Below are 21,457 nucleotides of genomic sequence, written 5' to 3'. Positions count from 1 at the left end.
AGCGTCCCCGAATCGCGCGGAGGAACTGGCGGATGGCCGGCATCGCAGGGTGGGTGGACTTCCACCGTGATCTCGCATTGGACCGCAACATCGTGCTGGCGCAGCTCGGCACGCTCGCGTGGCGCGGCTCGGACGGCGAAGGCCTGTGGGCCTCCTCGCGCGCCGTGCTCGGCCACCGGCGCAGAGCCGCGCTCGACCTCGACGGCGGCGCCCAGCCCATGGCGCGCGGCGGCGCCGTCCTCGCCTTCGACGGCGAGATCTACAACCACGGCGGGCTGCGGGCCGAGCTGAAGAGCCTCGGCCACGAGTTCGCCACCCGCAGCGACACCGAGGTGCTGCTCCACGCCTACCTGGAATGGGGCGAGCAGTGCCCCGAGCACCTGGACGGCATGTTCGCCTTCGCGATCTGGGACGAGGGCCGCGAGCGGCTCCTGCTCGCCCGCGACCGCATGGGCGTCAAGCCGATGTTCTACTACCCGACCGTCTCCGGCGCCGTCTTCGCCTCCGAGCCGAAGGGCGTGCTCGCCCACCCGCTCGTCGAGCCGGTCACCGACCTCGACGGGCTGCGCGAGCTGCTCGCCTTCACCAGCAGCGTCGGCCGCAGCCCGGTCAAGGGCATGCGGAGGGTACGGCCCGGCGAGATCGTCACCATCACCCGCTCAGGCGTGCACGAGCGCACTTACTGGAAGCTGACCGCCCGGCAGCACATCGACGACCTGGAGACCACGGTCGCCCGCGTCCGCGAGCTGCTCGAACAGTCGGTGGCGCAGCAGCTCGACGCCGACGTCCCGGTCGGCGTGCTGCTGTCCGGCGGCCTCGACTCCAGCTCGGTGGCCGCCATCGCCGCCAAGACGCTGGCCGAGCGGGGCGGCGGGCCGGTGCGCACCTTCACCGTCGGCTACCCCGGCGGTGCGGCGGGCGGGCCCGGCCCGATGCGGGCCGGCGAGGACGCCCCCTACGCCAAGGAGGTGGCCGCGCACATCGGCGCCGAGCACGAGTTCGTCGAACTCGACGGCGTCGCCGTCACCGACCCGGTGCTGCGCCGCACCGCCGTCGCCGCCCAGCAGGACCTGCCGGTCGCCGCGCCGCAGTTCCCCGCCTCGCTGCGGGCGCTGTCGCGGCGCATCAGCGAGAAGGTCAGCGTGGTGCTCGCCGGCGAGCAGGCCGACACCGTCTTCGCCTCCTTCATGGGCATGGACCGGCCCGAAGTCGTCGCCGCCCAGACCTACCCGTGGGTGGCCGCCACCGCCCATCATCTGCCGCCCGACGGGCTCGGCACCGGGCTGTTCGCGCCCGACCTGCTCAAGGAGCTGGACGTGCCCGGCTACTGCGCCGACCGGTACCGGGACGACCTGGCCGGCATGCCGTACGTGGAGGGCGAGGACGCCACCGAGCGGCGCATGCGCGAGATCTACTACCTGCACCTGCAGGGGTGGCAAGAGTTCGGCTGCGCGCTCGACGACGGCGTCAGCCTGGCCGGCGGGCTGGAGCTGCGCTGGCCGTTCTGCGACCACCGGCTCGTCGCATACCTCTACAACGTGCCGTGGGCGCTCAAGACCTTCGACGGCAAGCCCAAGAGCCTGCTCAGGGCCGCCGTCGCCGACCTGCTTCCCGCTTCCGTCCTGGAGCGGGAGCCCAGCCAGTTCCCCACCGGCCGCGACCCCGGCTACGCGCCGCTGCTGAAGTCGGAGCTCGGCCGGCTCCTCGACGACCCCGGTGCGCCCGTCCTGCCGCTCATCGACGCGGCCAAGGCCAAGGCGCTGCTGGAGTCGCCGATCGAGCCCGCGCGCGCATGGCGCGACCTCACCGACATGGAGTCGGTCCTGCAGATCAACCAGTGGCTTGACCAGCACAGCATCCGGGTCTCCCGGTAGAACACGACGGGGCTTAGAGATGATCTCCAGCAATGTCAACCTCACCGAACTCGAAATCCTGGCGCTCGACAGCGACCTGAACGTGGCCGACGGCCACGCCCGCCAGGAGCTCAGCGCCGGTCAGCAGCGCATCATCGACGAGCTGTCCACGCTCTTCCAGAAGGCCGCCCTCCAGCCCATCGCCGACCTGGAGCGCACCGCGCACCGGACCTTCTTCGCGCTGCTCGGCCAGCACCGATACCCGGTCGGGGCCAACCCGGTGCTCAGCTGCTACGCCTCCTCGGTGGCCATGGAGATCCTGGCCAGGTCACTGGTCACCAAGACCGACGCGGTCGCGCTGGTCCACCCGACCTTCGACAACATCCCCGACATCCTGCGCGGCGTGGGGCTGCGGCTGGTGCCGGTCGAGGAGGACCCGCTGCACCTGGGACCGGCGGTGGAAGCCGTGCCGGAAGGAGTGGGGTGCGTCTTCATCACCACGCCCAACAACCCGACCGGGCGGGTGCTGTCGGCCGAGCGGCTGGCCGAGATCGCCGAGGTGTGCCGTGAGCGCGACGTCGTGCTCACCCTCGACACCTCCTTCCGCGGCTTCGACACCCGCGCCCACTACGACCACTACGCCGTGCTGGAGGCCAGCGGCTGCCGGTGGGCCGTCATCGAGGACACCGGCAAACTCTGGGCCACGCTCGACCTCAAGGTCGGCCTGCTGGCCTACAGCGGGAACATCGGCCTGCCCATCCCCAAGATCTACTCCGACATCCTGCTCGGCGTCTCGCCGTTCATCCTCACGCTCGTCGAGCGCTTCGCCGAGGACGCGGCCAACGGCGGGCTGGAAGACCTGCACGCCTTCATCGCCGAGGGCCGCAGGATCGTCCGCGAGACGCTGGCCGACGTGCCCGGCGTCAGCTTCCCCGACCCCGACAGCCGGGTCAGCGTCGAGCGCGTCGACCTCGGCGCCATCAGCTGCGACGACATCTGGGACGAACTGCACAAGCGCCAGGTCTACGCGCTGCCGTGCACCCAGTTCCACTGGAACGAGCCGTCGCGTGGCGACCGCTCGCTGCGTATCGCGCTGGCCCGCCCGCACGCCTCCGTCCGCGCCGCCGCGCAGGAACTGCGCGCCGTCCTGCTGGCCGCGGGGTGAGCGGCGCCTACTGGCGCCCCGGCATCGTGCAGGACGTCGCACCGCCCGGGATCACCGACCTGGCCCCCGGCTACCTCGACCCGGCGTTGCTCCCCGTGGACCTGCTCGCCGCCGCCTACGGAAGCGCCCTGTCCCGGTACGGCCCCGCCGCCCTGTCCTACGGCGACAACCAGGGCGTCGAGCCGCTGCGCGAGGCCCTGGCGGCAAGGGCGGGCTGCGGCCCGGACAAAGTCCTGATCACCGCGGGCACCTCGCACGCCCTGCACCTGCTGGCCACCACGCTGGCCGAGCCCGGTGACGTGGTGCTGTGCGAGCCGACCGCCTACGACTACGGCAAGCAGATCTTCACCGACCGGCGGCTGCTGCTGGCACCGTTCGCCGCCGACGAGGAAGGGCCGGAGCCGGACGCGCTGGCCGCCGCCATCCGCAGGCACCGCGCCGTCGGCCGCCGGATCGCCTTCGCCTACCTGATCCCCACCTTCCACAACCCGACCGGGCGGCTGGTGGGGGAGCAGCGGCGGCTGGAGCTGCTGGACGTGGCGCGTTCGCACGACGTGCTCGTCGTGGAGGACGACGCTTACGCCGAGCTCTGCCTGGACGAGCTGCCCGTGCCGCGCTCCTTGGCCGCGCTGGCCTCGTACGAGGGTGTGGTCCGGCTGTGCTCGTTCGCCAAGACGCTCGGTCCCGGGCTGCGGCTCGGCTGGATGCTGGCTTCTTCGTCCTTCGTAACCTCGCTGGCCGCGAGCGGGCTGCTGTCCAGCGGCGGCGGCCTCAACCACCTGGCCTCGCTCGCCGTCACCACGATCATCGAGGATGGCCGCTACGACCGGCGGCTGGCCACCCTGCGCAGGGAGCTCGCGCTTCGCCGCGACGCCCTGGTCAAAGGGCTCGGCGTGTGCTGCGCCGTCCGGCCGCCGCGCGGTGGCTTCTTCCTCTGGGTGCGCGGCGACAGCGAGGAGCACATGCTCGCCGCCGCCGCCCGCGCCGGGGTCCGGGTGGCCGCGGGCTCCCGTTTCGGCCGGCCGCCTACGCCCGCCGTACGCCTGAGCTACAGCTTCAACCCCCCGGACACCCTCTTCCAGGCCGGTCACCGGCTCACCCGACACCAGAAGGGATGACCATGCAGCGAACACTGATCGTGGCGCGGATGGACGCGGCGAACGCCGACGGCGTAGCCGCCCTCTTCGCCAAGTCCGACGCCTCCGAGCTGCCGCACCTGATCGGCGCCAGCCGGAGGACCCTGTTCCGCTTCCACGACCTGTACTTCCACCTGGTCGAGGCCGAGCAGGACATCACCGACGGGCTGTACGAGGCCAGGAGCACCGAGCTGTACAAGGAGCTCAACACCGGCCTCAGCGCGTTCATCTCGCCCTACGACCCCAACTGGCGCGAGCCCAAGGACGCCATGGCCACGCCGTTCTACCACTGGGAGGCCTGAGCCATGGCCGGGCACACCGACAACACCATCGACATCGCCGCCCCGCTCGACCTGGTCTGGAAGATGACCAACGACGTCGAGTCGTGGCCCGAGCTGTTCAGCGAGTACGCCGCCACCGAGATCCTCGCCCGTGACAGGCACACGATCACGTTCCGGCTCACCATGCACCCCGACCCGCAGGGCAACAAATGGAGCTGGGTCTCCGAGCGCACCTCCGACCCTGCCACCAGGACCGTGCGCGCCCACCGGGTCGAGACCGGCTGGTTCAAGTACATGAACATCTTCTGGGAGTACACCGAAACCGCGCCCGGCCAGGTGCGCATGCGCTGGGTCCAGGACTTCGAGATGAAGCCCGACTCGCCGGTGGACGACGCCGCCATGCGCGAGCGGCTCAACACCAACACCGCGGTCCAGATGAAGCGCATCAAGGGCCTCGTCGAGCAGGCGGCGGGCTAGACCGATGGGCATCCTGGTTTCGCAGATCTCCATCGCGCTGAGCGGCCTGGTCGCGGGCATGCTCCTGTGGTCGGCGATCGGCGGCGTGCCGTGGATGCGCCGCCTGCCCGCCGGCGAGTACGTGCGGCTGCACCAGTACTGGTCGCCCCGCTTCGACCCGCTCGGACCGATCATGATCCTCGGCGTGCTGGCGTGCGACGTCTACCTGCTGGTCGTGGCGCCCACCACGGGCTCGCGCTACCTGCTGTCCACACTCATCGTCGCGCTCGTCGCGGTCATCGTGATCTCTGCGACCCGCAACGCTGTGCTCAAGCGCCGCGTGATGCGCCTCGACCCCGAAGACCTGCCCGCCGACTGGTCTGACCCGCGGCCCTCCTTCGGAAGGTGGAATCTGGCCAGAACCGTCATCACGGTGCTGGTCTTCTTCGGCAACGTCGAGGCGATGGCGGTGTACACGCTGTGACCTTCCGCGTTCTGCTCGACATCAAGGTACGGCCCGGCCAGGAGGACGCCTTCGAGCGCACGTGGCGCGAGGTCGCCGCGGGCATCGCCGCCCACCCCGACAACCGGGGGCAGAGCCTGCTGCGCGGCGAGGACACCTACTACGTGATCACCGACTGGACCGACGAGTCCGCCTTCCGAACCTTCGAACTCAGCCCCGCGCACGTGGACAACCGTGCGCGGCTGGCTCCCTACCGAACAGGAGGCTCCATGAGCACCATGCCCACCGCCCACGAGCGGGTCAGGGTGATCCTCTGGTACCGGGTGCCCAAAGAGGAGGTGCAGCCGCTGTCGGAGACGTACCGGCAGGTCAGCGAGCAGCTCGTCGGCACCCCCGGGATGCTCGGCAACGAACTCCTTCACTCCCAGGTGGAGGAGACCACCATGGCCGTCACCAGCTACTGGGAGAGCTACCAGCACCTGCAGGACTGGGTGCACAGCAGCAGCCACCGGCACACCAGCCCGCTGCGGCCCTACCTCGACACCAGCCGCGAACAGCCCTACGAGACCTTCACCGTGGTCTCCGCGTTCTAGGAGGAACCGTCGTGGAGGAGAGGTGGATCCGCTGCCGGGGGTGCCAGGCGATGATCCATCACCGCCGGTTCGGCAAGGCGCTGGGCGTCTGCCCCGAGTGCGGGCATCATCATCTGGTTTCAGCCGCGCAGCGGGTGGAACAGCTGCTCGATCCCGGGTCGTTTCGGGCGTTTGCCTCGCCTGAGGTGGTTCTCGATCCGCTGGGGTTCGTGGACGCGGTGCCGTACCCGTCGCGTCTCGCGGCGGCGCGGGAGGCCACCGGGCTGGAGGAGGCGGCGGTCGGCGGGCTCGGGACCATCGACGGGCGGGCTGTGGTGCTCGTCGTCATGGACTTTCGCTTCCTCGGCGGGAGCCTTGGGGTTGCGGTGGGGGAGTTGGTGACCGTCGCGGCTGAGACCGCTGCGGCCTCTCGCGCGCCGTTGGTCACCGTCTGCGCATCCGGTGGGGCTCGTATGCAGGAGGGCGTGGTCGCGCTCATGCAGATGGCCAAGACGGCCGGGGCCTTCGCCGCTCTCGATGAGGCTGGGGTGTTGTCTGTCTCGGTTGTCACCGATCCGACCTTCGGCGGGGTGGCCGCCTCCTTCGCGACGTTGGCGGACGTCATTCTGATCGAGCCTGGGGCGCGGATGGGGTTCGCCGGGCCTCGGGTGATTCAACAGACGATTCGCCAGGAGTTGCCTCGGGGGTTTCAGACGGCGGAGTTCCTGCTTGCGCATGGGATGGTGGACGCCGTCGTACCTCGGGCGGGGTTGCGGGGGGCGCTTGGTCGGCTGGTGAGTCTTTGCGGCGGCGGCGCTTCCTCGGCGGGGACGTTGGCAGGTGCGACAGCGGACGCGGGCGTTTCGGCGGGTGCTGGCGCGGCGGCGGGCGCGGGCGCGGGTGCGGCTGCTGGCGTGGGGACGGCGGGCGATATTTCGCCTTATGTAGGTTATGAGCCGCCGGAGCGGGAGCCGTGGGACGTCGTACGGCTCGCGCGCGAGACCGGCCGCCCCACCACCGCCGACTACGCCGGCCTGATCCTCGACGACTTCCTGCGCCTGCACGGCGACCGGACCTTCGGCGACTCCCCGTCGATCGTCGCCGGGATCGGCCGCCTCGACGGCATCCCGCTCATGCTCATCGGCCACCAGAAGGGCCACACCACCCGCGACCGCGTCGCCGCCAACTTCGGCATGCCCGAACCTGAGGGCTACCGCATGGCCGCCCGGCTGATGCGCCTGGCCGACAAGCTCGGCCTGCCCGTGCTCACCCTCGTCGACACGCCCGGCGCCTACCCCGGGCTCACCGCCGAGGAACGCGGGCAGGCCCTGGCCATCGCCGAGTCCCAGCGCTTGATGGCCCAGCTCCGGGTCCCCGTCGTCACCGTCGTCACCGGCGAGGGCGGCAGCGGCGGCGCCCTCGCCCTCGCCGTCGCCAACCGGGTCCTCATCAGTGCCAACGCCTGGTACTCGGTGATCACCCCGGAAGGCTGCGCGTCCATCCTGTGGAAGAGCGCCGCCGAAGCCGCCAGAGCCGCCGCTGCCCTCAAAGTCGAGGCGAGAGAACTCCTGAACCTCGGCATCGTGGACGCCATCGTCGAAGAACCGCCCGATGGCGCCCATACCGACCCGGCCAAGGCCGCCTCCCTGCTCGGCACCGCCGTACGCGCCGCCCTGGCCGACCTGCTCCCCCTGCCCGCCCTCGACCTGATACGGCAACGCCGCACCCGCTTCCGCCGCTTCGGCCTCCCCATCCCCGTCACCCCGTCCCCTTCCGAAAGGGCCGACCGGGTAGTTGACGTGGGCACTCGCCAGGCCGGGTCAACACTCTTCCCGGCCGACACCCACCAGGAGGTGACCTATGACCGAGATCCGCACCGACCTTGACGCGGGCAGCGACTTCGACACGCTCTGCGAGGCGGCGACGCGGCTGATCGCCCTGCTGCCGCACCCGCCGACCACGCTCAAGATCTCGCACGGCCTGGCCAGCGCCGAGCTGACCTGGAGCGACGGCTTCCCGGCCGTGGTGACCACGTCCACCCTGTCCGTGGCGGACGACTCCCCGAGCGCCGCCGACGAGGGCCTGATCCAGGTCCGGGCGCCGCTGGTCGGCACCTTCTACCACGCGTCCGAGCCCGGCGCCGCGCCGTTCGTGTCCGTCGGTGACACCGTCGAGGCCGGTCAGCAGGTCGGCATCGTCGAGTCGATGAAGCTCATGAACCCGATCGTCGCCGAGACTGCGGGCCGCGTCGTGGAGATCCCCGTCCCCGACGCCACCCCCGTCGAGTACGACCAGCCACTCGTGGTCATCGCCCCCGGCGCCTCCTCGGCCTGCGACACCCTGTTCCCCGGACCGGGCGGGCGCTGATGTTCGGCACCGTGCTGATCGCCAACCGGGGCGAGATCGCGCTCCGGGTGGCGCGGACCTGCCGCGAGCTCGGCATCAGGAGCGTCGCCGTCCATTCGGCGGCCGACGAGCCCCTGCCCCTGGCCAACCGCAACGTCAAGATCGGCCCCGCGCCCGCCAAGCGCAGCTACCTCAACGCCGCCGCACTCATCGAGGTCGCCCTCCAGACCGGCGCCGACGCCGTTCACCCTGGCTACGGCTTCCTGTCGGAGGATGCTGAGTTCGCCCGGATCTGCGAAGAGTACGGGCTGACGTTCATCGGCCCGCCCGCCGACGTCATCGAGGTGATGGGCGACAAGGCCGCCGCCCGCGCCGCCATGACCGCCGCCGGGGTGCCGGTCCTGCCTGGCAGCCTCCACGCCGTGGCAGAACCGGAGGCTCTTTCGCTGGCCGAAGAGGTCGGCTACCCGGTGGTCCTCAAGGCCGTGGCAGGCGGTGGCGGCCGGGGGATGGCGGTCGTCTCGTCGGCGGCCGACCTGCCCGCCGCCTACCGCCGCGTCCGCGCCGAGGCGCAGCTGCTGTTCGGCGATGACCGGGTCTGCCTGGAGCGTTACCTGCGCGCCGCCCACCACGTCGAGATCCAGGTCCTCTGCGACGCGCACGGCAACGCCGTACACCTGGGCGAACGCGACTGCTCCACCCAGCGGCGGCGCCAGAAGCTCCTGGAGGAGACCCCGTCCCCCGCGATCTCCCCCGAGCTCGCCGAGCGGATGGCGCAGGCCGCGCTCGCCGGCGCCCGCGCCATCGGCTACCGCAGCCTCGGCACCTTCGAGTTCCTCGTCGACGACGACACCGGCGAATACTTCTTCATCGAGACCAACTGCCGCATCCAGGTCGAACACCCCGTCACCGAGCTCGTCACCGGCCTCGACCTCGTCGCCGAGCAGCTCGCCGTCGCCGCCGGACGCCCTCTGCCGTTCCGGCAGGAAGACCTGGAACGGCGGGGTGCCGCACTCGAATGCCGCATCAACGCCGAGGACCCCGCGCGCGACTTCGCCCCCGCCCCCGGCCTCATCGAGGAGTTCACGCAGCCCGGCGGCCCCTTCGTCCGCGTCGACACCCATGTGCGCGCCGGCAGCCGCATCCCGCCCGACTACGACCCCTTGATCGCCAAGATCGTCACCTGGGGCGCCGACCGCGACCATGCCATCGACCGCATGGACCGCGCCCTGGCCGAGCTGAGCGTGTCCGGACCCGGCATCCGTACCAACGCCGCATTCCTCCGCGAACTGCTCGCCACGCCCGTCTTCCGCAAAGGCGCCCACACCACCAGCTTCATCGACAACCTCACCAAGGGAGAGATATGACCGCGCTTCCGGATACCGACATCAACCTCGTCCGCGACGAGAAAGGGGAGGTGACCCTCTACATCGGCGACGTACAGGCGATGCAGGGCTGGGAGCGGTCCCTCATGTGGCGCTCGGCCGACCTGCTGTGCGAGCGCGGCGGCGAGTTCCTGGAGGTCGGCCTCGGCCTCGGCTACTCCGCCCTGCGCATCGCCGGCCGCGCCGACACCTACCGGCACACCGTCGTGGAGAAGCATCCCAAGATCATCGAGCTCTTCCACCAGAACAACCCCGACGTGCCCGCCACCCTCGAGATCGTCGAAGCCGACTTCTTCGACTACGTCGAGACCCTCAAGCCCGACAGCTTCGACGGCGTCTTCTTCGACCCCGAACTCCCCAAGGCCATCTTCGAGAACCGCGACCTGCTCAACGTCTTCATGCCCAAGGTGGTCCGTGCCCTGCGCCCCGGCGGCACGTTCGTCCCCATGTTCTCCCTGGACGGCGACGTCCCCGACGCCGCCACCTGCACCGCCTCCGCGGCCACCATCCTCGAACGCTACCTGCGCTTCTTCGACCGGGTCGTGATCGAGCGGCAGCCGTACCAGGCCTATGCCAGCACCGCCTACACGCCGAGCAACCGCGGCGACGCCTTCATCCTCTGCTTCACCAAGGACTAGGAGACAGCACATGACCGTGACAGCAGCTTCCCTGATCAAGACCGCGACCGGCTTCTACGAGGCGCAAGCGCTGTTCGCCGCCGTAGAGCTCGGCGTCTTCGCCCGCGTGTCCTCCGGCCCCGTCCCTCTCTCCACCCTCCAGGACGACCTGGGCCTCCACGCCAACGTAGCCGCCGACTTCCTCGACGCCCTGGTCGCCATGCGCCTGCTCACCCGCACCGACGCCGGCTACGCCGCCACCCCGGCCGCCCGCGCCTACCTCACCCCCGGCGCCCCCGAGTACATCGGCGGCTTCCTCACCCTCAACCAGCGCCGCCTCTACCCCGCCTGGGGCGACCTCACCTCCTTCCTCAAGAACGCCGAGAACCTCGCCCACGGCGCCAAGGTCGACGACCCCATGCCCGCCCTCTACGCCACCCCCCAGCGCACCCGCTCCTTCGCCGAAGGCATGGACGGCTACGCCACCCTCCTCGGCCGCCCCCTGTCGGAGAAGTTCGACTGGGCCTCCGTCAAGTCGTTCGCCGACCTGGGCGGCTGCCGCGGCATGCTCACCACCCGCGTCGCCGCCGCCCACCCCCACCTCCAGGGCGTCACCTTCGACCTGGCGCCGCTCAACCCGCTCTTCGACGAGCTCGTGGCGTCCGTGACCGGCACCACAGACCTCGCCTCCCGCGTCCGCTTCCAGGCCGGCAGCTTCTTCACCGACCCGCTGCCCGAAACGGAGGTGTACATCATCGGCCACGTCCTGCACGACTGGGTCGAATCCAAGCGCCGCGAGATCATCCAGCGGGCCTACGACCACCTGCCCGCCGGCGGGACGCTGCTGATCTACGACAGCATGATCGACGACCAGCGGGAGGAGTCGGCGTTCGGATTGTTGATGAGCTTGAACATGGCTCTGCTGTCGGGGGCGTCCGAATACACGATGGCGCAGGGGCAGGGGTGGTTGAGGGAGGCCGGATTCCAGGTGGAGAGCCCTGTAGCCCTCAACGAACTCACCACCCTGCTCATCGGCCGCAAACCCCTCTAACCCGCCTATGCCTGCCCCCCGGGGGTCGGCCCTTTACCCCAGGAGCCGGCCATCGCCACCGTGCAGTCGGCAGTCCGGGGACCCTAGGCCCTCTTTTCCAGGGGCAATCTCGTCACCCGAGGGCTCGGCCTCGCGCCGAGCCTTCGGGTGGCGCGCCTCCTCAGGCTCCCACGTCCGGCCACGTGAGCCACGGGCCGCGCACGGCGAAGCCCATCCGCCGGTGGAAGGCGCTAGGACCCCACAAGCCCCGCGTCATGGGCGATCAGGCCGGCCTGGGTGCGGTTGACGCATCCCAGCTTGTCCAGCATGCGCGACACGTACCCCTTGATCGTGGCTTCGGACAGGTACAGCCGCGCCGCGATCTGCGCGTTTGACAGGCCCTCGCCGAGGCAGGCCAGCACCTCGACCTCCCGCTCGCTCAGCGCCCCGACGAGTTCGCGCGCCCGGTCGCGGGCCGAGAGGTTGTCGGTCGACGCCGCGACCAGCCGGCGGGCGGCGGCGGCCGACAGCACGGTGTGCCCCTCGGCCGCCACCCGCACGAGCCCGATCAGGTCCTCCGGCGGCGTGGACTTCACCAGGAACCCGGCCGCGCCGGCCCGGAGGGCGCGCAGCACGTACTGGTCGGCGTCGAAGGTCGTCAGCACCACGACGGCCGGCGGGGCGGTGAGCCCGCTGATGCGCTCGATCGCGGTGAGCCCGTCGACGCCGGGCATGCGCAGGTCCATGAGGACGACGTCCGGCCGGGTGCGCATGACCGCGTCCACGCCGGCCGCGCCGTCGTGCGCCTCGTCGACCACCTCGATGTCGGGGGCGGAGCTGAGGATCGTGCGCAGGAACCGGCACACCATCGGCTCGTCGTCCACGACGACCACCCGGACCATGCTCACACCGCCAGTTCCGCGGTCGGCACGTACGCGGGCAGCGTGGCCTCGACGCTGAACCCGCCGTCGGGCGCGGGCCCGGCGCGCAACGTGCCGTGCACGAGTTCCACGCGCTGCCGGAGGTTGGCGATGCCCAGGCCCGACCCGGTGCCGGCCAGGGCGCTGCCGGCCGCGCTGGTCGGCGGCGTGTTGCGGACGGCGAGCCGCACCTGCGCCTCCCCGTACTCGACCCGCACGGTCACGCGCGCGCCGGGCGCGTGCTTGCGCACATTGGTCAGCGCCTCCCGGACGATGCGGTACGCCGTGCGCCCGACCACCGGCGAGGCGAGCGCCCGGTCACCCTCCTCGACCAGCTCGACCGGTGTCCCCACCGCGGCCGACTCCGCGGCCAGCGCGGCGAGGCCCGCCACCGACGGCGTCTCGTCCCCTTCGGGGGCGGAGCGCAGGATGCCGACCAGATCCCGCAGCTCGTCGAGCGCCTGGCAGCCCGCCGCCCGCAGCTCCTCGGCCGCCTGCCGGGTCGCCTCGTCGGTCGCGGTCATCCGCAGCGCTCCCGCCTGCAGCACCATCAGGCTCACCCGGTGGGTCACGACGTCGTGCATCTCGCCGGCCAGTCGCGCGCGCTCCTCGGTGCGGGCCTGCTCGGCGAGCAGGTGGCGCTCCCGCTCGGCCCGCTCGGCGCGTTCGGTCAGCGCCTGCACCAGCCGCCTGCGGGCGTCGAAGTACAGCGCCAGCAGGGGGCCGACGGCGGTGCGGAGCACCCCTATCGTGATGATCTCGGCCGACGGCTGCCACGCGCGCGCGACGATGAGCGTGAAGACGGCCAGCGCGACCAGCGCCGTCCGCCGGCTCCGCTGGTCCCGCCGGTAAAACAGCGGCCCGTACGCGGCCAGCACGGTCGAGTAGGGCGCCCACACGTTCCAGTCGTGCGCCGGCGTCAGCGCGCCCACGGGCGAGATCAGCAGCGTCAGCACGAGCGAGTACGTGCCCAGGACGGCGACGACCGTCAGGGGCGCGCGGCGGCGGGCGACGAGCGAGAAGCAGGCGAGCGCCTGCAGGCCGAGCATGACCCAGGCGAGCGTGCCGGGCTGCGCCGGCCACCACGCCGCACCCACCAGCGTCGCCCCGGTGTCGAGCAGCACGAAGAAGACCGCGATCGCCACGTTTACGGCGAGACAGTGGCGGCTGCGCCACGGCCCGTCACTCATGCCGTTCACGGTATGTCATCCGCGCTCGCGCGGCTCTTCCGGCAGAACGTTCGGCGGGAGCGAAACCTACGAAAGTTGCACGCCGGATCGGCACTTCGTCGTCTCGTTTCCCGACTGTTCGCCCTGCCGCGCGGCACCTCGCCCGTCGTGCAATGGGCACGTGGACAAACGAGGCCCCCAGCTGGGCCGCTACCAGATCGACACCAACCACTCGACCATCACCTTCAGGAGCAGGCATCTGTTCGGGCTCCTGCCGGTGCGCGGCACCTTCGCGATCCGTGCCGGGACGGTCGACGTCGCCGAGCCGCTCACCGATTCGGGCATCCGCGTGGAGATCGATGCCGCGAGCTTCCACACGGGCAGCAGGCAGCGCGACGAGGACGTGCTGTCGGCACGCTTCCTCGACGTCGGACGGCACCCCGTCATGACGTTCGTCGCCGATCACGTGGACCGCACCGCCATCACCGGCGCGCTCACCGCGCACGGTGTCACCCGCCCGGTCAGCCTGTCGATCGAGCAGGCCGACGTGTCGCCAGGAACGATCATCGCCCGTGCCACGACGCGCGTCGACAGGACCGAGTTCGGGCTGACCGCGGCCCGCGGGCTGGCCGGGCGCTACCTCGAGGTGTCACTGGAGGTCACGTGCGTCCGCATGTGACGGCGGACGCCGCGGTCGTGGTGACGGACCTGCGCAAGAGCTACGGCGCGGTGGAGACCGTGCGCGGCGCGAGCTTCACCGTCGAGCACGGGGAGATCTTCGCGCTGCTCGGGCCGAACGGCGCCGGCAAGTCCACCACGCTGGAGATCCTGGAGGGGTTCCGCGCCCGTGACGCCGGACGCGTCGAGGTGCTCGGCATCGATCCAGGCGACCGGCGCCGGGGGCGGGAGCTGCGCGAGCGGATCGGGCTGGTGCTGCAGGACATCGCGGTCGAGCCGTACCTGACGGTCCGCGAGACGATCGCCCGCAACGCGGGCTACTACCGGTCGCCGCGCGACGTCGACGAGGTGATCGCGCTGGTCGACCTCGCCGGTCAGGAGCGCCGCAAGGTCAAGACGCTGTCCGGCGGTCAGAAGCGGCGGCTGGACCTGGCACTGGGCCTGATCGGCAACCCGAGCCTGCTCTTCCTCGACGAGCCGACGACCGGGTTCGACCCGAACGCGCGCCGGAGCGCGTGGCAGCTGGTACGCGGCCTGCGCGACGCGGGCACCACCGTCCTGCTCACCACCCACTACATGGAGGAGGCGCAGGAGCTGGCCGACCGGGTGGCGGTGATCTCCGGCGGCCGGATCGTGTCGGAGGGGACCCCGTCGACCCTCGGCGGACGCGACACCGCCCGCGCCCGGATCCGCTTCGCCCTGCCGGAGGGGTGCACGGCCGCCGACCTGCCGGTCGCCGCCGAGCTCTGCGACGGCCTGGTCACCGTGGAGACCGCGGAGCCGACGGAGGCGCTGCACCACCTGACCGGCTGGGCGCTGCGCCGCGGCACGCCGCTCGACCAGCTCACGGTCGACCGTCCCAACCTGGAGGACGTCTACCTCCGCCTGACCGGCCGTCCGATGGAGGTGAGCGCGCGATGAGCGGCGGGCCGGCCCTGGTGTGGCACCAGATCCGCTACGAGCAGCTGTCCTTCTGGCGCAACCCGCAGAGCGCGTTCTTCACCTTCGTCTTCCCGGTCGTGGTGATCGCGATCTTCGGCGCGCTGTTCGGCGGCGGCCCCGCGGACCCGTACTTCTACGGCCTGTCGGCCCTGCAGTACTACGTGGCCACGATCGCCGCGGTGTCCGTGCTGGGCTCCTGTTACAGCCAGCTGGCCATCGTGCTCTCGACGCGCCGCCAGGACGGGATCCTCAAGCGGGTGCGGGCGACTCCGCTGCCGGTCGGGGTGTACTTCGCCGGCCTGCTGGCGCACTGCGTCATGGTCAGCGTCGTGGACGTCGTGCTCATCTTCGGCGTCGGCCGCCTGTATGGCGTGCCGTTGCCCGGCCCGTCCCGGTGGCCCGCCATCGCCGTGGTGCTCGTGCTCGGCGCGGCCGCCTTCTGCGCGCTGGGCGTCGCGGTGGCGTCCCTGATCCGCAACGCCGAGGCCGCGCCCGCGGTGGTGCAAATCGTCCTGTTCCCGCTCGTCTTCCTCTCCGGCACGTACCTGCCGATCCACTCCGCGGTGGTGAACGGCGTCTCCGGCTTCCTGCCGGTGCGGCCGTTCAACGAGGCCCTGCTCGGCGCCTTCACCGGGCGCGACGGCTTCGCCGGGAGCAGCCTCGGCGTGCTGCTCGTGTGGGGCGCTGTCGGGGCGGCCGTCGCCATCCGCCGCTTCCGCTGGGACCCCCGGCCCGAGTGATGCTCCGACCGAAAGGAGTGAACAGTGGTTGATCGTTCGGCGAAGGGGCGGCGGTGGGCCGCCTGCACGCTGGTCCTGCTCGCGCCGGTGTGCGCGGAGTTGACGCTCGGCGCCATGCCGCTGCACCTGGCGTGGCTGATGCTGCCGCTGCTGATACCCATGTACGGGGCCGGCGTGCTGCTGGTCAGAGAGCTCGTGCGCCGTGCCGGCGGCGGCTGGCCGAGCCTGCTGCTGCTCGGCGTCGCCTACGAGATCGCCGAGGACGGGCTCGGGCTGCAGGCGCTGTCCAGCCCGAACCTCTACAACGCCGCCCTGTGGGGCCCGCGGGTGCTCGGCCTCAACACCACCTACTGGGAGTCGCAGATCGGCTACCACCTGGCCTTCAGCGTGGTGATCCCGATCATGCTGACCGAGCTGCTCTTTCCCGCCCACCGCGACCGCCCCTACCTGCGGCGGGGCGGGCTGGTGGTGACCGGCGTCGTCGCGGTCCTCGGGGTGGCGGTCGTACGCGTGACCATCCCGCCCGTGGCGGATCCCGGGTACCAGGCGCCGGTGCCGGCCCTCGTGGGCTCGGTGCTGGCGATCGCGGCGCTGGCCGTGCTCGCCCTGCGGGTCCTGCCCCGCCGCACAGCGCCGCCGTCCCGGGGGTGGACGCCTCCGCACCCGGCGGTCGGCGGCGCGCTGACCGCGCTGGCGACCGTCGCCTTCCTGGGCCTGCTGATGCCGATGGGACAGCCTCTAGCCGGTGGCTACGGCGTGGAGCGGCTGGTGCCGATGGCCCTGGCGGCCGGTGTCGCCGGCGGGACGGGCTGGCTGATCCATCGCTGGTCCGCCGGATTGACCACCTGGCATCGGCTCTGGCTCGCCGGGGGCGCGCTGGTGAGTCACACCCTGATCGGCGCGGCCTTCATCGCGTCCACCGGGTTCGACCGCGTCGGCCTGCTCGTCATGGCCTTCCTCACCGTGGCGCTGCTGGCCTGGGCAGGGGTGGCACGGTCGAAGCCCGTCACGCGTCCAGCCGCCGGGCGGCCGGTGCCGTGAGGTCGGGAGCCGACACCCGCGGGGCGGACATCACGCTCGGGTCTCGGTCATCGCCGCGGCGTCAGCCGAGCCGGCGTTCGCGTGGCAACCAGGCAGGCGATCAGCCGGAAAACGATTACGCTCGCCGGGGCCCGTTGGGGGATCATGTCCCTATGAGTAGCCCCGTCATCGCCGAGATCCCGACCGGTCCCGTCCCCGTCCCCGAGGTCGTCCTGGCGCTCGCCGGCGACGACACCGTCACTCCGGTGTGGCGCAACCAGCTCGGCGGCCTGACGTTCCGCCTCGAGAACGGACGCGACGGCACCAGGTACGTCAAGTGGGTCGCCACCGGCACCTCCGAGATCAACCTCTCCCGCGAGGCGGAGCGCCTGGCCTGGGCGCAGCGGTGGGCGAGCGTTCCGCAGGTCATCGAGCACGGCACGAACGCCGACGGCGCGTGGCTGGTCACTGCGGCGATCTCCGGCCTCACGGCGGTGGCCCCCCGGTGGATGGCCGACCCGGCGACCGCGGCGGCCGGGGTCGGCCGGGGGCTGCGCGAGCTCCACGACGCCCTGCCCGTGGACCAGTGCCCGTTCGACTGGAGCATCGACCGGCGGCTCGCCCGCGCCGACGAGCGCATCGCCAACGGCGAGGGGCCCGACTCCTGGTTCGCCGAGCACCAGCACCTCGACCTCGCCAAGGCGCGGGCCCTCATCGGCGAGCCGCCCGCGATCGACCGCCTCGTCGTCTGCCACGGCGACGCGTGCGTCCCCAACACCCTGCTGCACGACGACGGCGGGTTCGCCGCGCACGTCGACCTCGGTTCGCTCGGAGTCGCCGACCGGTGGGCCGACCTCGCGGTCGCGGCATGGAGCACGGAGTGGAACTACGGCCCCGGCTACGACGGCGTCCTGTACGACGCGTACGGCATCGCCCCCGACCAGGAGCGCATCGCCTACTACCGCCTGCTCTGGGACATGGCGTGACCGTGCACCGAGGGCTGCCGAAGCTTTACGGCTCTTGATAGGTTGTTGACAGGTGTGCCGGGAAGTCTGGTCGGCGGTTCTGTCGCCGACTCCGGAGGTCACCCATGCGCGCCCGCGATCTCGTCTCCGGCTTCCCCACCGTCACCGCCGACACGCCGGTCATCGACGCCGCCCGCCTGCTGGCGGAGCAGGACCTGCCCGGCCTGATCGTCGTCGACGGCGGGCGTCCGTCGAGCATCCTGCCCGGCACCCAGGTGCTGCGGCTGGCCGTACCGGGTTACTGCATCGACGATCCGGCGCTGGCCCGGGTGGTCGACGAGGCGCACGCCGACGTCTTCCTCCAGTCGCTGGCCGGGCGTACCGTGCGGGAGGCGCTGCCGGCGAACCCGCGTGAGCTGCCCGTCGCCGACCCGGACGCCACCGTGCTGGAGCTGGCCGCGCTGATGGCGCGCACCCACAGCCCGCTGGTGGCGATCGTCGAGGACGACCGACTGCTCGGGGCCGTGACGCTGCAGGCGCTGCTGGACCGGCTGGTGGCTCCGTGACGGTCGCCGCATGGCTGGCGCTGGTGGTCTTCCTCGGCGCCTACACGCTGATCGCCACCGAGAAGGTGCACCGGGTCGCGGCGGCGCTCGGCGGGGCCGGGGTCATGCTGCTGATCCACGCCACCGGCGCGGAGGCGGCCTTCTTCTCCCCGACGACCGGGATCGACTGGAACGTCATCTTCCTGCTGCTGGGCATGATGGTGATCGTCGGCGTGCTCAAGCAGACCGGAGTCTTCGAGTACCTGGCGATCTGGGCGGCCAAGCGCGCCAGAGGGCGGCCGTTCCGGTTGATGGTGCTGCTGGTGGTCATCACCGCGCTCGCCTCGGCGCTGCTGGACAACGTGACGACCGTCCTGCTGGTCGCGCCGGTGACGTTCCTGGTGTGCGAGCGGCTGGCGTTGCCGGTCGCGCCGTTCCTCATCGCCGAGGCGATGGCGTCCAACATCGGCGGCACCGCCACGCTCGTGGGCGACCCGCCCAACATCATCATCGCCAGCCGGGGCGGGCTGACCTTCAACGACTTCCTGATCCACCTGGCCCCGCTGATCATCGTGCTGATGGCGGTGTTCATCGGGTTGTGCCGGGTGATGTTCAGGAAGACGTTCCGGTACGACCCCGCCCGGGCCGCCGAGATCATGGCGCTGAACGAGCGGGAGGCGATCGCCGACCGGCGGCTGCTCTGGCAGAGCCTGGTGGTGCTCGCCGTGGTGCTGGCGGCGTTCGTGCTCCATCCGGTGCTGCACTACGAGCCCTCGGTGGTGGCGATCCTGGGCGCGGGCATCCTGGTGGCCGTCACCAAAGTCACCGCCGAGGACGCGGTCCGCGAGGTGGAGTGGCCCACGCTGGTGTTCTTCGCCGGGCTGTTCGTCATGGTCGGCGCGCTGGTCGAGACCGGCGTGATCGCCCAGATCTCCAAGGCCGCCGTCGAGGCCACGCAGGGCAGGCTCGAGCTGGCCACGATCGGCCTGCTGTGGGTCTCGGGCGTCCTGTCGGCGGTCGTCGACAACATCCCGTACGTGGCCACGATGAGCCCGATCGTCGCCGACCTCGTCCACGCCAACGGGGGCGACAAGGTGCTGTGGTGGGCACTCGCGCTCGGCGCCGACCTGGGCGGCAACGCCACCGCCGTCGGCGCGGCGGCCAACGTGGTCGTCCTCGGCATCGCGGCCCGCAACCGGGTTCCGATCAGCTTCTGGCAGTTCACCAAGTACGGGCTGGTCGTCACGTCCGTCACCATCGCGCTGTGCGTGCCGTACCTCTGGCTGCGCTACCTCGTGTAGGAGCGGCTAGTCAGGGAGGACCTCACGTTCGAGGAGCTCCCGCTCCCCTGCGACACGCGCGGCCGACGCCGAGTCGACGGGACGCAGGTAGACCTGGCGCAGGCCGGGCACGCCGTCGTCGATCGCGAAGACGGCCCTGGTGCGGACGGCCGCGCCGGGCGTGCTCACGTAGGGCACCACCTGGAAGCTCGCGGTCACCGCGGCACGGTCGACGCGCGCCATGACGTAGCCCCGCTGGTCGTTGTAGAAGCGCAGATGCGGGTTGCCGACCAGGAGCGGCAGGGCCCGGGGGTCGCTGTCGAGGCCGTCGCCGCGGCTGGTGATGGACGAGGTCACCAGCTCGGCTCCGACGGTCGGCGCGTTCGGGGCGAGGTAGTCGAGCTTCAGGTCGGCGGCCCAGTGGGAGTGGGCCGATCCGGTCAGCACCACCGCGTTGCGGACGCCCGCATCGATCCAGCCGCGGGTGACCCGCTGCCTGCTGGCGAGGTATCCGTCCCAGGTGTTCTGGTTGGTCAGGTGGGCGGAGCCCGCGGTGATGGTCCGGGACGCGAAGAAGACCTGCTGCCCGATGAGGTCCCACTGGGCGCGTGAGCTCTGGAACCCGTCGATCAGCCACCTCTCCTGCTCCTGGCCGAGGATGGTGCGGGCCGGGTCCGCGGCCTCCGGGCAGTCCTTGAGACCGTTTCCGCAGGCCATGGCGTGCCGGTACTGGCGGGTGTCGAGCATGTGGAAGGTGGCCAGCGTGCCCCAGCGGATCCGCCGGTAGATCTGGATGCCGGTGCCGTCGGGCAGCGCGGCGCGGCGCAGCGGCATGTTCTCGTAATAGGCCCGGGCGGCGGCCGCGCGCCTGGCGAGGCGTTTCTCGCTCTGGTTCGTGCCTTCTCCGCCGGCCCAGTTGTTGTCGACCTCGTGGTCGTCCCAGGCCACCACCCACGGCGCGGCGGCGTGCGCGGCCTGCAGGTCGGGGTCCGTTCTGTACTGCGCGTAGCGCTGCCGGTATCCGGCCAGGGTGACGGTTTCCGTCCCGGCGTGGTCGCGGACGTTGCCGCTCCCCGCCACATAGGTGCCTTTCGGATACTCGTAGATGTAGTCGCCCAGGTGCAGGACCAGGTCGGGACGCTCGTCCGCGAGCGCGCGGTAGGCCGTGAAGTAGCCGTGCTCGAACTGGGCACAGGAGGTGACCGCCACGGAGAGCACGTCACCGCCCTCCTGCGCGGACGGCGAGGTACGTCCCCGCCCGACAGGGGAGACGTGCGTTCCCTCCTTGAAGCGGTACCAGTAGTCCCGGTTCGGGGCCAGCCCGTCGAGTTCCACGTGCACGCTGTGCGCCCAGGCCGGGTCGGCCATGACCACGCCCTCCCGCACGACGGCGGCGAAGCGCTCGTCCTCGGCGACCTGCCAGCTCACGGGCACGACCACGGAGGGCATGCCGCCCCGGCCGTCTTCCTCCAGCGGGGTCGGCGCGAGCCTGGTCCAGATCACGAACCCGTCCGCGGCCGGGTCGCCGGAAGCCACCCCGAGCGTGAACGGGAAGGCGGTCGGCGTGCGACGCCTCCGGGACGCCTCGGCCGCGCCGCCTGCGATCCACGAGCCCACGACCGCGCCGCCGCTGACGACGAAGGACCTTCTGCTCACCGAGGACACGAACCTGGACTCTCCTTGTGATCGGATGTTCGCGCCGCAGTTCCGGCCGGCGGCGTCGATCGGGCGCGCTCGCGCCTGCCGGGCGGATGGAAGTCTTGCCGTCGCGCGCAGCTCATTGCAAGCAGCGTGGCCGGGCTGTCTTGATCATGTGACGCCGGTCACCCGATCCTCGGACGGACGTTGGTGGCCGAACCTGACCGGCTTCGGGCCGCGCAGCCCGGCCGCCACC

General features: G+C 71.5%; 22 protein-coding genes. 19 read left to right on the top strand and 3 right to left on the bottom strand.

Annotation, left to right across the window (positions count from 1 at the left end):
- Positions 1-32 precede the first annotated feature (32 nt).
- From asnB to ABZ297_RS02355, 12 genes are read left to right on the top strand one after another with little or no spacing between them, the layout of a single operon-like run.
- Positions 33-1,874, top strand: coding sequence for an asparagine synthase (glutamine-hydrolyzing) (gene asnB / locus ABZ297_RS02410; RefSeq protein WP_355338082.1), 1,842 nt, complete (start codon positions 33-35; stop codon positions 1,872-1,874).
- A 19-nt stretch (positions 1,875-1,893) separates the two neighbouring features.
- Positions 1,894-3,018, top strand: coding sequence for an enduracididine biosynthesis enzyme MppP (gene mppP, locus ABZ297_RS02405; RefSeq protein ID WP_355338079.1), 1,125 nt, complete (start codon positions 1,894-1,896; stop codon positions 3,016-3,018).
- Entirely contained in the window at positions 3,015-4,136 is a 1,122-nt protein-coding gene (locus ABZ297_RS02400; protein ID WP_355338076.1) for an aminotransferase class I/II-fold pyridoxal phosphate-dependent enzyme, read from the top strand. The genes mppP and ABZ297_RS02400 overlap by 4 nt, the downstream gene beginning before the upstream one ends.
- 2 nt (positions 4,137-4,138) lie before the next feature.
- Positions 4,139-4,456 carry a TcmI family type II polyketide cyclase gene (locus ABZ297_RS02395; RefSeq protein ID WP_350811780.1) on the top strand — a complete coding sequence of 106 codons (318 nt, stop codon included), beginning with the start codon at positions 4,139-4,141 and terminating at the stop codon, positions 4,454-4,456.
- A gap of 3 nt (positions 4,457-4,459) precedes the next feature.
- Positions 4,460-4,912 carry an SRPBCC family protein gene (locus tag ABZ297_RS02390; protein ID WP_355338071.1) on the top strand — a complete coding sequence of 151 codons (453 nt, stop codon included), beginning with the start codon at positions 4,460-4,462 and terminating at the stop codon, positions 4,910-4,912.
- Positions 4,913-4,916: 4 nt separating this feature from the next.
- Positions 4,917-5,375: a DUF1772 domain-containing protein gene (locus ABZ297_RS02385; RefSeq protein ID WP_350811782.1), complete on the top strand. Its 459-nt coding sequence runs from the start codon at positions 4,917-4,919 to the stop codon at positions 5,373-5,375.
- Entirely contained in the window at positions 5,372-5,947 is a 576-nt protein-coding gene (locus ABZ297_RS02380; protein WP_350811783.1) for an antibiotic biosynthesis monooxygenase, read from the top strand. Before ABZ297_RS02385 ends, ABZ297_RS02380 begins: the two co-directional genes overlap by 4 nt.
- 50 nt (positions 5,948-5,997) lie before the next feature.
- Entirely contained in the window at positions 5,998-7,812 is a 1,815-nt protein-coding gene (locus tag ABZ297_RS02375) for an acetyl-CoA carboxylase carboxyltransferase subunit alpha (RefSeq protein ID WP_355338067.1), read from the top strand.
- Complete coding sequence (locus tag ABZ297_RS02370) at positions 7,787-8,293, top strand: biotin/lipoyl-containing protein (protein ID WP_355338064.1); 507 nt, start codon at positions 7,787-7,789, stop codon at positions 8,291-8,293. Before ABZ297_RS02375 ends, ABZ297_RS02370 begins: the two co-directional genes overlap by 26 nt.
- On the top strand, positions 8,293-9,639 hold the full coding sequence (locus ABZ297_RS02365; protein WP_355338061.1) for a biotin carboxylase N-terminal domain-containing protein: 1,347 nt from the start codon (positions 8,293-8,295) through the stop codon (positions 9,637-9,639). The genes ABZ297_RS02370 and ABZ297_RS02365 overlap by 1 nt, the downstream gene beginning before the upstream one ends.
- Positions 9,636-10,295, top strand: a complete 660-nt coding sequence (locus ABZ297_RS02360) for a class I SAM-dependent methyltransferase (RefSeq protein ID WP_355338058.1) — start codon at positions 9,636-9,638, stop codon at positions 10,293-10,295. The genes ABZ297_RS02365 and ABZ297_RS02360 overlap by 4 nt, the downstream gene beginning before the upstream one ends.
- A gap of 10 nt (positions 10,296-10,305) precedes the next feature.
- A complete protein-coding gene (locus tag ABZ297_RS02355; protein ID WP_355338055.1) occupies positions 10,306-11,325 on the top strand; it encodes a methyltransferase in 1,020 nt (339 codons plus the stop codon).
- A gap of 230 nt (positions 11,326-11,555) precedes the next feature.
- Here the strand turns inward: ABZ297_RS02355 and ABZ297_RS02350 are convergent, their stop codons facing one another.
- On the bottom strand, positions 11,556-12,206 hold the full coding sequence (locus ABZ297_RS02350; RefSeq protein ID WP_355338053.1) for a response regulator transcription factor: 651 nt from the start codon (positions 12,204-12,206) through the stop codon (positions 11,556-11,558).
- Between the two features lie 2 nt (positions 12,207-12,208).
- Positions 12,209-13,414, bottom strand: coding sequence for a histidine kinase (locus ABZ297_RS02345; RefSeq protein ID WP_355338050.1), 1,206 nt, complete (start codon positions 13,412-13,414; stop codon positions 12,209-12,211).
- Positions 13,415-13,574: 160 nt separating this feature from the next.
- Between ABZ297_RS02345 and ABZ297_RS02340 the strand changes: the two genes are divergently transcribed.
- The 7 genes from ABZ297_RS02340 to ABZ297_RS02310 all read left to right on the top strand — a co-directional run bounded on the left by ABZ297_RS02340 (position 13,575) and on the right by ABZ297_RS02310 (position 19,584).
- Positions 13,575-14,072 carry a YceI family protein gene (locus ABZ297_RS02340; protein ID WP_355338047.1) on the top strand — a complete coding sequence of 166 codons (498 nt, stop codon included), beginning with the start codon at positions 13,575-13,577 and terminating at the stop codon, positions 14,070-14,072.
- A complete protein-coding gene (locus tag ABZ297_RS02335; RefSeq protein ID WP_355338044.1) occupies positions 14,057-14,992 on the top strand; it encodes an ABC transporter ATP-binding protein in 936 nt (311 codons plus the stop codon). The genes ABZ297_RS02340 and ABZ297_RS02335 overlap by 16 nt, the downstream gene beginning before the upstream one ends.
- A complete protein-coding gene (locus ABZ297_RS02330) occupies positions 14,989-15,753 on the top strand; it encodes an ABC transporter permease (protein ID WP_355338041.1) in 765 nt (254 codons plus the stop codon). Before ABZ297_RS02335 ends, ABZ297_RS02330 begins: the two co-directional genes overlap by 4 nt.
- A 24-nt stretch (positions 15,754-15,777) precedes the next feature.
- Positions 15,778-16,794, top strand: a complete 1,017-nt coding sequence (locus tag ABZ297_RS02325; RefSeq protein ID WP_355338038.1) for a hypothetical protein — start codon at positions 15,778-15,780, stop codon at positions 16,792-16,794.
- A 152-nt stretch (positions 16,795-16,946) separates the two neighbouring features.
- Positions 16,947-17,759: an aminoglycoside 3'-phosphotransferase gene (locus tag ABZ297_RS02320; protein ID WP_355338035.1), complete on the top strand. Its 813-nt coding sequence runs from the start codon at positions 16,947-16,949 to the stop codon at positions 17,757-17,759.
- Between the two features lie 104 nt (positions 17,760-17,863).
- Positions 17,864-18,304 carry a CBS domain-containing protein gene (locus tag ABZ297_RS02315; protein ID WP_355338032.1) on the top strand — a complete coding sequence of 147 codons (441 nt, stop codon included), beginning with the start codon at positions 17,864-17,866 and terminating at the stop codon, positions 18,302-18,304.
- Complete coding sequence (locus ABZ297_RS02310; protein WP_355338029.1) at positions 18,301-19,584, top strand: ArsB/NhaD family transporter; 1,284 nt, start codon at positions 18,301-18,303, stop codon at positions 19,582-19,584. The genes ABZ297_RS02315 and ABZ297_RS02310 overlap by 4 nt, the downstream gene beginning before the upstream one ends.
- 6 nt (positions 19,585-19,590) lie before the next feature.
- Here ABZ297_RS02310 and ABZ297_RS02305 read toward each other — a convergent pair whose 3' ends face one another.
- Entirely contained in the window at positions 19,591-21,228 is a 1,638-nt protein-coding gene (locus ABZ297_RS02305) for an alkaline phosphatase D family protein (protein WP_355338026.1), read from the bottom strand.
- Positions 21,229-21,457 lie beyond the last annotated feature (229 nt).

It is taken from the genome of Nonomuraea sp. NPDC005983 (genome assembly GCF_040614375.1).
Classification (GTDB): domain Bacteria; phylum Actinomycetota; class Actinomycetes; order Streptosporangiales; family Streptosporangiaceae; genus Nonomuraea.
The sequence above is the reverse complement of the archived record's forward strand: the minus strand, read 5'-3'. Positions and strand labels throughout refer to the sequence as shown.